Origin of the sequence: Sphingomonas azotifigens NBRC 15497, assembly GCF_002091475.1 — a bacterium.
GTDB lineage: Bacteria > Pseudomonadota > Alphaproteobacteria > Sphingomonadales > Sphingomonadaceae > Sphingomonas > Sphingomonas azotifigens.
Genome location: NZ_BCTR01000028.1, coordinates 124,274 through 134,761, shown reverse-complemented (window position 1 = coordinate 134,761; position 10,488 = coordinate 124,274). Strand labels below are relative to the sequence as shown.

The 10,488-nt window shown below is 68.8% G+C and carries 10 protein-coding genes; 3 read left to right on the top strand and 7 right to left on the bottom strand.

The features are described 5' to 3' along the window. Positions 1–222 (top strand): electron transfer flavoprotein subunit alpha/FixB family protein (locus SAZ01S_RS11970; RefSeq protein ID WP_218018069.1); only part of this gene is annotated, 222 nt, incomplete at its 5' end. A gap of 322 nt (positions 223–544) precedes the next feature. Here the strand turns inward: SAZ01S_RS11970 and SAZ01S_RS11965 are convergent. From SAZ01S_RS11965 to SAZ01S_RS11955, 3 genes are all read right to left on the bottom strand, one after another. Continuing rightward, entirely contained in the window at positions 545–1,108 is a 564-nt protein-coding gene (locus SAZ01S_RS11965) for a fasciclin domain-containing protein (protein ID WP_084582489.1), read from the bottom strand. Positions 1,109–1,193: 85 nt separating this feature from the next. Next, complete coding sequence (locus SAZ01S_RS11960; protein WP_084582488.1) at positions 1,194–1,889, bottom strand: anti-sigma factor; 696 nt, start codon at positions 1,887–1,889, stop codon at positions 1,194–1,196. Next, a complete protein-coding gene (locus SAZ01S_RS11955; RefSeq protein WP_084582487.1) occupies positions 1,882–2,457 on the bottom strand; it encodes a sigma-70 family RNA polymerase sigma factor in 576 nt (191 codons plus the stop codon). Before SAZ01S_RS11955 ends, SAZ01S_RS11960 begins: the two co-directional genes overlap by 8 nt. 96 nt (positions 2,458–2,553) lie before the next feature. Between SAZ01S_RS11955 and SAZ01S_RS11950 the strand changes: the two genes are divergently transcribed. Both SAZ01S_RS11950 and SAZ01S_RS11945 read left to right on the top strand, forming a co-directional pair. Continuing rightward, positions 2,554–3,924, top strand: a complete 1,371-nt coding sequence (locus SAZ01S_RS11950; protein ID WP_084582486.1) for an APC family permease — start codon at positions 2,554–2,556, stop codon at positions 3,922–3,924. 135 nt (positions 3,925–4,059) lie between these two features. Further along, positions 4,060–5,178: an MFS transporter gene (locus SAZ01S_RS11945; protein WP_084582485.1), complete on the top strand. Its 1,119-nt coding sequence runs from the start codon at positions 4,060–4,062 to the stop codon at positions 5,176–5,178. Here SAZ01S_RS11945 and nhaA read toward each other — a convergent pair. From nhaA to SAZ01S_RS11925, 4 genes are all read right to left on the bottom strand, one after another. Continuing rightward, a complete protein-coding gene (nhaA, locus tag SAZ01S_RS11940; protein WP_084582484.1) occupies positions 5,079–6,341 on the bottom strand; it encodes a Na+/H+ antiporter NhaA in 1,263 nt (420 codons plus the stop codon). The two genes, SAZ01S_RS11945 and nhaA, sit on opposite strands and share 100 nt — an antisense overlap. Positions 6,342–6,392: 51 nt before the next feature. Then, positions 6,393–7,988 (bottom strand): lysine--tRNA ligase, encoded by a 1,596-nt coding sequence (locus SAZ01S_RS11935; protein ID WP_084582483.1) that lies wholly within the window; start codon positions 7,986–7,988, stop codon positions 6,393–6,395. 361 nt (positions 7,989–8,349) lie between these two features. Next, entirely contained in the window at positions 8,350–10,206 is a 1,857-nt protein-coding gene (feoB, locus tag SAZ01S_RS11930) for a ferrous iron transporter B (protein WP_084582482.1), read from the bottom strand. Then, positions 10,203–10,481, bottom strand: coding sequence for a FeoA family protein (locus SAZ01S_RS11925; protein ID WP_084582481.1), 279 nt, complete (start codon positions 10,479–10,481; stop codon positions 10,203–10,205). Before SAZ01S_RS11925 ends, feoB begins: the two co-directional genes overlap by 4 nt. Positions 10,482–10,488 lie beyond the last annotated feature (7 nt).

Genomic DNA, 10,488 nt, shown 5'->3' with positions numbered 1-10,488 from the left:
CCCAACGACTATCAGGTCGGCCAGACCGGCAAGATCGTGGCGCCGATGGTCTATGTCGCGGTCGGCATCTCGGGGGCGATCCAGCACCTTGCCGGCATGAAGGATTCGAAGACGATCGTCGCGATCAACAAGGACGAGGACGCCCCCATCTTCCAGGTGGCGGATATCGGCCTGGTCGGCGACCTGTTCACGCTGGTGCCGGAGCTGACCGAAAAGCTCTGAGCTGCGGCTGAACATCGAAAGGGGCGGTCTACCATCCGGTGGGCCGCTCCTTTTCGTTTGGCGCCCAATGCCCCCCTCCCGCCTGCGGGAGGGGCTGGGGGAGGGTGTGTGCGGGACTCGGGCTGCGCCGGTGAAGAAATGCCGCGGCGATGCAAGCTGTAAAGGCAGATCCGCCCCTTGAGCGAGCCGCCCGCTCCCAGCTCGCACCCTCCCCTAACCCCTCCCGCAAGCGGGAGGGGAACATGCGTAGGCCCGCCGGCAAGGAAGGTCGCCGGCGGGCCGGGCCTCGCCCAAGGGGGAGCGCGCGAGGCCCTCGACGGCGTCAGGGCATGAGGACGCTGTCGATCACGTGAATCACGCCGTTCGACTGGTTCACGTCGGCGATGGTGATCTTGGCCTTGCCGCCCTTGGCGTCCTGGATCCACCAGCCGCCGTTCGGGCCCTTCATGATCGTGATCGGCTCACCTTCGACGGTGGTGAGCGTCGCCTTGCCGCCATGCGCCTTGGCGTTGGCCGCGATCTGCGCCGCGCTCATCTTGCCCGCGACGACATGATAGGTGAGGATTTTGGTGAGCGTCGCCTTGTTCTCGGGCTTCACCAGCGTGTCGACAGTGCCGGCGGGGAGCTTGGCGAAGGCGGCGTTGGTCGGTGCGAAGACGGTGAAGGGGCCGGGGCCCGACAGCGTTTCCACCAGACCGGCAGCCTTCACGGCGGCGACCAGCGTGGTGTGATCCTTCGAGTTCACCGCATTCTGGACGATATTCTTGGTCGGATACATGGCGGCACCGCCGACCATCGGGAACTTCTGCACGGCGGCAACCGCGCCGGTGGCGAGCAGCGCGGCACCGACGATTCCGGTGACCGAGGCGAGACGGGTCTTGCGCATCTTCTAGCTTCCTCTTGCTACGCACCCCTCTTTGCGGAGATGCGCCGGAGCTACGGGGCGGCGCGCGCGCCGGATGCAGCGAGGGTTAAATAATCGTGATCTTTCCTGCCGCGACCGGCGGACCGCTCGGGCCGGCATGCGGCGCTGTCGCAGGTTCTTCCATCGTCACGGCGAGCGTCGCTCCCCTGGCGAGCAGCGCGCGATGCGCCGGCGCCACCGCGACGTCGAGGGCGCCCTGGCGCGCGACCAGGCCCAGCGAGACGGGCTTGCCACCGGCGGGAATCACCCAAAGCTCTGGCGCGCGGCGGCTGGCCGGCATCTCGTCGGTGCGGACATGGAGCAGCCCCTGATCGGCGTCGTAGCGCGCCGCGAAGGTCGCGCCGGCGGTGCCGGTAATCTGCGCCACCAGCGCCGGCGCCTGGGGCAGGACGACCGGCTCGGGCACCGGGCGCAGCAGCAGGATGGCGAGCAGCACCGCGGCTGCCGCGCTGGTCGCGATCGCCGTCGCCCGCCAGCGGCGCAGCGCCACGACCGCCGCATGGTCTTCACCGGGGAGCCGCGCCTCGATGCGGGCCCACAGGCCGGCCGGTGCCGGCACATCCACGCCGCCGAGCGCCAGCGGGGCCAAATCGAGCGCCCAGCGTTCGACCGCCGCCGCGAAGGCGGGATCGGCCAGCTGGCGGCGGCGCGCGGCGGCGAGGTCCTCGCCCTCCAGCAGCCCCAGCGCCAGCTCGGCGGCGAGCGCGATCTCTTCCTCTTCGGGACGCAGCGACTCAGCCATCGCCAAGGCACCCCCGGAGCTGGAGCAATCCGCGCCGGATCCAGCTCTTCATCGTGCCGAGCGGCACCGCCGCGGCGGCGGCGAGTTCGGGATAGGTGCGGCCGTGGAAGAACGCGGCGCGGATCGCCCCGCGCGGCTTTTCCTCCAGCGCCTCGAGACAGTCGAAGATCCGTGCCTGCAGCTCGCCGGCTTCGAGCAGTGCCTCTGCCGAGGGGCTGCCATCGGGCAATTCGAAAGCCGCCTCGACCGGCGCGGTCTCGCCCAGCCCGCGCGCACGGCGCCAGTCGATCGCGGTGTTGCGGGCGATCGTGCACAGCCAGGTGATCGGGCTGGCGCGCGACGCATCGAAGCGCCCTGCCCTGTCCCACACCTTCAGATACACGTCTTGCATCACATCCTCTGCGGCCTCGCGGTCCTGGCAGATACGCAGGCAAACGCCCATCAGCTTCGCCGCCGTCAGATCATAGACGGTTTTGAGCGCCTTGCGGTCGCCATTCGCAACGGCAGCAAGCGCCTGGACGAGCCGGGCGCGCGCGCCGTCGCCGGCCGAAGGGGTGGGAGAAGCCACGCGCGCAACCTAGCGATTCGCACAGGCAGGGCAAGCCGGTGCGATTGACGCCTGCGCGTTGCTCCCCCACGCTGCCCGCACCTTGGGGGGAGCCCGATGCCGAAATCGAGCGCAACGCTGGACCGCAGCCTGGGCACCGCAGGCGTGCTGTTTCTCACCCTGTCGATCACCACGCCAGCATCGTCGCTGTTCGTGATCGTACCCGGCAGCCTGCAGATCGCGGGCACGGGCACGCTGCTGGCGCTCGCCATTGCAGGCGTAGTGTGCCTCGCCACCGCGCTGATCTATGCCGAGCTGTCCTCCGCCTTTCCCGTGGCGGGGGGCGAATATGTGATGGTCGGGCAGACGCTGGGGCCGGCGGCGGGCTTCATGATGCTGGGCGTCAACGCCTGCAACAACCTGCTCTTCCCACCGGTGGCCGCGCTAGGCATTGCCTCGGTCGCCTCGACGGTGCTGCCGGGGCTGCCGGCGGTGCCGGTCGCCGTGGGTGTGCTGCTGGCCTCGACGATGATCGGCGTGCTCAACATCCGCTTCAACGCGCTGCTGACCGGCGCCTTCCTCGCCGCCGAAGTGGCGGCGGTGTTGGTGATCCTGGCGCTGGGCCTGGCGGCACCGGTGCGCGACGTGCTGCCGTTGCTGCTGCATCCGGTGGCGCCCGGTGCCGGCGGGCTGGTGCCGGCGAGCGCCGCGAATATCGGGCTGGCCACCTCGGTCGCGATCTTCGCGCTCAACGGCTATGGCGCGGCGGTATATTTCGGCGAGGAGATGCACGGCGCACCGCAGCGCATCGCCCGCGCGATCCTGCTGGCGCTGGCCGGCGCGCTGCTGCTGGAAGCCGTGCCGATCGTCGCGGCGCTGGTCGCCACACCCGATCTTGCGGCGTTCCTGTCCGCCGAGGATCCGTTCGGCGCCTTCGTGCGGATGCGCGGCGGGTCGGCGCTCAACCTGTGGGTCGCGAGCGGCATCGTCGTCGCGATCGTCAATGCGGTGATCGCCTGCATCTTGGCCAATGGACGATTCTTCTACGCGACCGCCCGCGACGGCAGCTGGGGCCGGCCGCTCGACGCCTGGCTCGGGGCGATCCATCCGCACTTCGGATCACCGGCGCGGGCGACGCTCGCTTCGGGGGCGATCGGCGTCGCCGCCTGTTTCCTGCCGCTGCGGCTGCTGCTGGTGCTGAGCGGCACGGGGCTGATCGCGATCTATGCCGGGCTCGCGCTGGCGGCGATCGCCGGGCGGCATCGGGGCAGCACCGCGCATGGCCCCTATCGCATGCCGCTGCACCCGCTGGCTGCGATGGTGACGCTGCTGGTGCTGGCGGCGATCGCCGGGCTCAACTGGCTCGATCCGGAGGAAGGGCGGCCCGCGCTGCTCGCCACCCTTGCGCAGCTGCTGGTGTCCGCGCTCTATTACCGGCTGGTGCTGCGACGGCGGGGCTGGGTCGCGCGATTCTCCGCCTGTCCTTGATTGCGCGCAAAGCAGTTGCGGTTGCACGGTTTCTAGATTGACGCTGCACTGCAGCAAACCCATTTGCGAGCCGTGCACGCACCCGTTCAACGCTCCGCCACCCGCGCGCCGGGTCTGGTCCACTTCGCGCTCGCCATGGGCGGGTTCGCGATCGGCACCACCGAATTCGCGACGATGAGCCTCGTGCCCTATTTCTCCAGGGGCCTCGGCATCGACGAGCCGACCGCCGGCCATGTGATCAGCGCCTATGCGCTGGGCGTCGTGGTCGGCGCCCCCTTGCTGGCGGTCGCGGCGGCGAAATGGTCGCGGCGGACGCTGCTGATCGCGCTGATGGCGAGCTTCGCACTGTTCAACGCGGCCAGCGCGCTGGCGCCCACCTATCACTGGATGCTGCTGTTCCGCTTCCTCAGCGGCCTGCCGCACGGCGCCTATTTCGGGATCGCCTCGCTGGTCGCGGCGTCGCTGGTGCCGTACGACCAGCGCTCGCAGGCCGTGGGACGGATCATGCTGGGCCTGTCCGTCGCCACCGTGCTCGGCGTGCCGGCAGCGAACTGGCTGGGCCAGGCGGTAGGCTGGCGCTGGGGCTTCGCGATCGTGGCGGTGCTCGCACTGATCACCGTGCTGCTGGTGCTGTGGCTGGCGCCGCAGGATCGCCCCGAGCAGGGCGCGAGTCCCCTGCGGGAGCTCCGGGCGCTGGCGAACGGGCAGGTCTGGCTGACGCTGGGGGTGAGCGCGATCGGGTTCGGCGGGCTGTTCTGCGTCTACACCTATGTCGCCTCGACGCTGATGCACGTCACCGGCACCCCGCCCTGGGGCGTGCCGCTGGTGCTGGCGATCTTCGGGCTGGGGATGATCGGGGGCAACATCGTCGTGCCGCGCTTCGCCGATCGCGCGCTGATGCCGACCGGCGCGGCGCTGCTGATCGCCAGCGCCATCGCGCTGTCGCTCTATCCGCTCGCGGCGCACTCGCTGCCGCTGGTGGCGCTCGACGTGTTCGCGATCGGCTTTGCCGGCGCGCTGGGACCGGTGCTGCAGACCCGGCTGATGGACGTGGCGGGCGAGGCGCAGGCGCTGGCCGCTGCGCTCAACCATTCGGCGTTCAACACCGCCAATGCGCTCGGCCCCTGGCTGGGTGGCCTGGCGATCGCCGCCGGTTACGGCTGGACGTCGACCGGCTGGGTCGGTGCGCTGCTGGCGCTGGGCGGGTTGGCGATCTTGGGGGTGGCGGTGCTGGCAGACCGCAGGACCGCGTAACCCGCCACCGCCGACACGATCGAGCCGAGCAGCACGCCTAGCTTCACCTCGTCGACGAGCAGTTCATTGCCGGGAAAGGCGAGGCCGCCGATGAACAGGCTCATCGTGAAGCCGATGCCGGCGAGCAGCGACACGCCGTAGATCTGCCGCCATCCGGCATTGCCCGGGCGCTTGGCGATGCCGGTCTTCACCGCCAGCCAGATGCTGCCGAAGATGCCGAGCTGCTTGCCGAGGAACAGCCCCGCGGCGATGCCGAGCGGCAGCGGCTCGAGCAGGATCGAAGGCGACAGCCCCTCGAACGAAACACCGGCATTGGCGAAGCCGAATAGCGGCACGATCAGGAACGCCGACCAGGGGTGCAGCGCATGCTCCAGCCGGTGGAGCGGCGAGTCCACGGCGTCGGGCGCGGCCGGGGACTTGACCAGCGGGATCGTCATCGCCGCGGCCACCCCCGCGATGGTCGCGTGCACGCCCGACTGGAACACCAGCACCCACAGCACCAGCGCCAATGCGAGGTACACGGCGAGGTGGCGCACGCCGAAGCGGTTGCAGGCGATCATCACGCCCAGCACCACGGCGGCGCCCGCGAGCGCGACCACGTCGATATGCGCGGTGTACGCCACCGCGATGATCGCCACCGCGCCCATATCGTCGACGATCGCCACCGTCGTCAGGAACAGCTTGAGCGCGGCGGGCGCACGGCTGCCGAGGATCGCCAGCACCCCGATCGCGAAGGCGATGTCGGTCGCGGCGGGGATTGCCCAGCCGCTGGTCACGCCCGGCGTGCGGCCGGCGATCAGCAGATAGACGAGCGCGGGGAGGGCCATACCTGCGGCGGCGGCAATCACCGGCAGGCGGCGGCGGTCCCAGCTCGCCAGCCGCCCGTCGACGAACTCGCGCTTGATCTCCAGCCCGACGAGCAGGAAGAACACCGCCATCAGCCCATCGTTGATCCACAGGTGGACCGTCATCGGCCCGTGCAGCGGCGCGATCACCGGGCCAGTCTCCAGGTGCAGCGTGTGGAAATAGGTATCGGAGATGCCCGGCAGGTTCGCCGCCAGCATCGCCAGCGCGGCGGCAGCGATCAGGAAGATGCCGCCCGCCGCCTCGCCATGAAGGAAAGCGCGCGTCGCCGAACGGATATGGCGGATTCGGCGTCGCATGCTCTTCTCCCTGTTGGCGTGGAGAACGCGATCGACGTTCTCCCCCGCCCCTTACGCCACCTTCGCCAGCGCCTCGGCAATCAGCTTGCGGCTGTTCGCGATGCCGTACAGTGCGATGAAGCTGCCCATGCGCGGCCCCTGTTCGGAGCCGAGCAGCGTCTCGTACAGCGCCTTGAACCAGTCGCGGAGGTTCTCGAACCCGCCGGTCTTGCCGATCTCGTACACCTGGTCCTGGATCGCTTCGGCGGTGGCGTCGGCGGGCAGCGCGGCGAGTTCGGCGTCGAGTCGCTGCAACGCCTCGATCTCCACGCCCACCGGCGCACGCTTGTTGAGCGTCGGGGCGACGAAATCGCGGGCATAGGCAAGCGCATAGCCGATCAGACGGTCGAGCGCCGGATAGGTTTCCGGGTTCGCGTCCGGGACATAATTCGTAAGATAGCCCCAGACCTGCTCCTTGGTCGCCTCCCCCATCACGCCGACCAGGTTGAGCAGCAGCCCGAAGGTGACCGGCAGCGTCTCCGCCGGCGGCTCGCCATTGTGGATATGGTGGACCGGGTTGCCCAGCCGCTGCTCGACCGCTTGGCCGGCATAGTTGCCGCGGAACTGCCAGTACTCGTCGATCGCGCGCGGGATCACGCCCAGGTGCAGCTGCTTGGCCTTTTTGGGCTCGCGATAGGCGTAGAAAGCGATGCTCTCCTCGGGGCCATAGGTCAGCCATTGTTCGAGGCTGAGGCCGTTGCCCTTGGACTTGGAGATTTTCTCGCCCTTCTCGTCGAGGAACATCTCGTAGTTGAACCCCTCGGGCGGGCGGCCGCCCAGCACGCGGGCGATCTTGCCCGACTGGGTGACCGAGTCGATCAGGTCCTTGCCCGCCATCTCGTAATCGACGTCAAGCGCAACCCAGCGCATCGCCCAGTCGACCTTCCACTGGAGCTTCGCCTTGCCGCCGAGCACGCTCTGCACGATCCGCTCGCCTGCATCCTCGAAGGCGATCAGGCCGGCCTCGGCATCGACCACCTCGACCGGCACCTGCAGCACGATGCCCGAATTGGGGCTGATCGGCAGCACCGGCGAATAGGTCGCCTGGCGCTCGGCGCGGAGGGTCGGCAGCATCACGTCCATGATGCCGGAATAGTGGCGCAGCACCTTCCGCAGCGCGTCGTCGAAGCGGCCGCCGGTATAATAGTCGGTCGACGAAGCGAACTCGTACTCGAAGCCGAACTGGTCGAGGAATTCGCGCAGCCGCGCATTGTTGTGGTGCGCGAAGCTCTCATACTTCTCGAACGGATCGGGCACCTGGGTCAGCGGCTTGCCGAGATGTTCGCGCAGCATCTCCTGATTGGGCACATTGTCCGGCACCTTGCGCAGGCCGTCCATGTCGTCGCTGAACGCGATCAGGCGGGTGGGCACATCGCACAGGCTCTCGAAGGCGCGGCGGACCATGGTGGTGCGCAGCACTTCGTTGAACGTGCCGATATGCGGGAGCCCCGAGGGACCATAGCCGGTCTCGAACAGCACATGGCCTTTCTCCGGCGCGCCACCCTCTGCGATCTGCGGATAGCGCTTGAGCAGCTTGCGCGCCTCTTCATAGGGCCAGGCCTTGGAGACGAGCGCGGCTGCGCGGAGTTCGGGGGTGACGTTGCTCATAGTCCCCTGCCTCTGCCGTTTTCGCGCCCGCGATGCAATTGCCGGGAGCCTTCCCGCGATGCCGCGGAGAAGCACCGGCGCCACCGACAGGGAATCCCTGCCGCACCGTGTGGCCGCCCATCCCGCCCAATCACGCGCCGCGACAAGTCATGTGCATGATCCCGTTCAGAAAAGCGGACAGAATCGGTGCAGCGTCGCCTCCGCGCCGACAGCGATTATGACCAAACCAAGACGACGGAAGCTGTTGTCCGATGCCGCGGCAAGAAGTGTCGCGGCGGAAATCCGCGACACACTCGGGATTCCCCGAGGGCGCGTGGCAAATCCGCGTTCCCCGGCGCTGTCGCAGCCGGGGAAGACATGCTCACAATCCCAGGCCGACCGCGCTCCAATAGGTGAGCCCCGCCGCGACATAGGCGAGCGCGAACAGATAGCCGATCATGAACGCTGGCCATTTCCAGCCATTGGTCTCGCGCCGGGTGACCGCGATCGTCGAGATGCACTGCGGCGCGAACACGAACCACATCAGAAACGCGAGCGCGCTCGGCAGGCTCCAATGCTTCTGGAGCTGCTGCTGGATCGAAGCCTTGCCCGAGTCGTCATCGGCATTGTCGATCGCATAGACGGTGCCGATCGCCGCCACCGCGACTTCGCGCGCCGCCATTGCCGGGATCACCGCCAGCGCCATGTCGCGGTTGAAGCCGATGGGTGCCACGATCTTCTCCAGCCCGCTGCCGATCCGCCCGGCGATCGAATAATCGACCTGCGAGATGCCGCTGCCCTCAGGCGGCTTGGGGAAGCTCAACAGCGCCCACAGGATCACCGTGGTGTAGAGGATGATCGTGCCGGCGCGCTTGAGGAAGATCAGCGCGCGCTGCCAGAGCCCGAGCAGCACGTCGCGCGCGCTCGGCCACTGGTATTTCGGCATCTCCATCATGAAGCCGGAGGTCGCGCCCCTGGTCACCGTCCGCCGCAGCACCAGCGCGACGACGAACGCGCCGAGAATGCCGAGGATATAGAGCGCGAACAGCACCAGGCCCTGCAGCCCCATGCCCGGCAGCACGGCCTTGTTGGGGATCAGCGCGCCGATGATGATCGTGTAGACCGGCAGCCGCGCCGAACAGGTCATCAGCGGCGCGATCAGGATCGTGGTCAGCCGGTCCTTCTCGTCGGCGATGGTGCGCGTCGCCATGATCCCCGGCACCGCGCAGGCGAAGCTGGAGAGCAGCGGGATGAAGGCACGGCCCGACAGCCCCACGCTCGCCATCACCCGGTCCATCAGGAAGGCGGCGCGGACCATATAGCCGGTCGCCTCCAGCACCAGGATGAAGGCGAACAGGATCAGGATCTGCGGCAGGAACACCACGACCGCGCCGACGCCGGCGATCACCCCGTCGACGATCAGCGAGCGGAACACGCCCTCCGGCAGCGCGGCGCCGATCTCGGACCCGAGCCACTTCATCCCATCTTCGATGAAGCCCTTCGGCACCTCCGACCAGGCGAACACCGCCTGGAACATCAGGAACATCGTGCCGAGCAGGATGATCGGCCCGGCGACCGGATGGAGGAACAGCGCGTCGAGCCGGTGCGTCCAGCGCCGCGCGGCGGTTTCCGAAACGGTGACGGCGGTGGCGATCTGGCGGGCGCGACGCTGGAGCACCACAATGTCGTGCTGCACCCCCGCGGAGGGACGGATCCTGGTCACGCCCTTGACCATCTCTCCCATCCGCTCCTTGAGCGCATCGAGCCCGCGGCGGCGCACCGCGACGGTGGAGACGACCGGCACGCCGAGCTCGCGCTCCAGCGCTTCCGGATCGAGCTTCAGCCCGTCCCGCTCGGCGAGGTCGACCATGTTGAGCGCGACGACGATCGGCAGGCCCAGCTCGATCAGCTGGAGCGTGAACCGCAAATGATTGTCGAGATTGGAGGCATCGACGACGGTGAGGATCGCGTCGGGCAGCCGCTCGCCCTGCTGGCGGCCGAGCAGCACGTCGCGCGTCACCTGTTCGTCGGGGCTTCCGGGATCGAGGCTGTAGGCGCCGGGCAGGTCGACCAGCTCGATCGGGCGGCCGTCGGGAAGCGCCATGCGGCCGGAATGGCGCTCGACCGTGACGCCGGGATAATTGCCCACCTTCTGCCGCGCGCCGGTGAGTGCATTGAACAGCGCGCTCTTGCCGGCATTGGGATTGCCGACCAGCGCAACCAACGGCGTGGTGTTCATGCGTGCCTGGCCAGCGGCATCACGTGAATCGCGGCGGCGACATGGCGGCGGAGCGCCACGGTCATCCGGCCGATCCGACAAGCGAGGGGGCCGCCGAACAGGCCCGAGCGATGGAGCAGTTCCACCTCCACGCCCTCGTCGAGGCCGAGTTCGCGGAGACGTCGCGCCTCGGGCTCCGCCAAACGGTCCCAATCGACTCCGGCCACGGTACCGGGGGCATGGCGATGCAGCTGGGCAAGGCGTACGGGCACGGGAATCGCGGCGGGAGCGTTCATGCTGCGA